The organism is Rothia sp. (in: high G+C Gram-positive bacteria), assembly GCF_030540545.1.
In the GTDB taxonomy this organism is placed as follows: domain Bacteria; phylum Actinomycetota; class Actinomycetes; order Actinomycetales; family Micrococcaceae; genus Rothia.
Window position 1 is genome coordinate 1 of sequence record NZ_JAUNVZ010000079.1, and the last position, 1,199, is coordinate 1,199.

Consider the following 1,199-nt stretch of genomic DNA (forward strand, 5'->3'; position numbering starts at 1 on the left):
GCAAAGGCCGATACCCTCAGCGCCCAGCTCTCTTGCCTTCTTGGCGTCTGCCGGTGTATCTGCGTTGGTTCTTACTTTCAGTCTTCTGAACTTGTCAGCCCAGGACATGATTCTTCCGAACTCTCCGGCGATGGTAGCGTCTACGGTGGGGATAATTCCCTCATAGATGTTGCCGGTGGTGCCGTCGATGGAGATTGCGTCGCCCTCGTGGAACTCCTTGCCAGCTAAGGTAAACTTCTTATTGGCCTCGTCCATGGCAATGTCGCCGCATCCGGATACACAGCAGGTACCCATGCCGCGGGCAACAACCGCTGCGTGAGAAGTCATGCCGCCGCGGACAGTTAAGATACCCTGAGCAACCTTCATGCCGGTGATATCCTCCGGAGAAGTCTCAAGACGAACCAGTACCACCTTCTCGCCTCTTGCAGCCCAGGCTTCTGCGTCCTCAGCTGTGAATACAACCTTACCGCAGGCAGCTCCAGGAGAAGCTCCCAGGCCTTTGCCCATGGGTACGGCAGCCTTCAATGCCTTGCTGTCAAACTGCGGGTGAAGCAGAGTATCCAGGTTACGGGGATCGATCATCGCCACGGCCTCTTTCTCTGTTCTCATGCCCTCATCCACCAGATCGCAGGCGATCTTCAGCGCAGCCTGAGCGGTTCTCTTGCCGTTACGTGTCTGCAGCATGAATAACTTGCGGTCCTGAATGGTAAATTCCATATCCTGCATATCTCTGTAGTGGTTCTCCAGAGTATTGCATACCTGTACAAACTGCTCAAATACTTCCGGCATCACCTCAGCAAGAGCTGCGATCGGCTGCGGAGTACGAACGCCGGCAACCACGTCCTCGCCCTGAGCGTTGATTAAGAACTCGCCCATGAGCTTCTTCTCACCGGTTGCGGGATCACGTGTAAATGCAACGCCGGTACCGGACTCATCCGACCAGTTTCCGAATGCCATCTCCTGCACGTTTACTGCGGTACCCCAGGAATACGGGATATCGTTGTCGCGGCGGTATACGTTGGCACGGGGGTTGTCCCAAGAACGGAATACGGCCTTCACAGCGCCCATTAACTGCTCCTTCGGGTCATCCGGGAAGTCCTCGCCGATCTTCTCTTTGTACTCGGCCTTAAACTGGTTTGCCAGCTCTTTTAAATCCTCAGCGGTCAGATCTACGTCCTGAGTAACGCCTCTTTCTTCCT

The 1,199-nt window shown here is 55.1% G+C and carries 1 protein-coding gene; it reads right to left on the reverse strand.

Features of this window, described 5'->3' with window-relative positions; all coding sequences use genetic code 11:
• On the reverse strand, positions 1–1,199 hold a 1,199-nt coding region (locus tag Q4P78_RS09065; RefSeq protein ID WP_303340042.1), incomplete at both ends, for a PEP/pyruvate-binding domain-containing protein.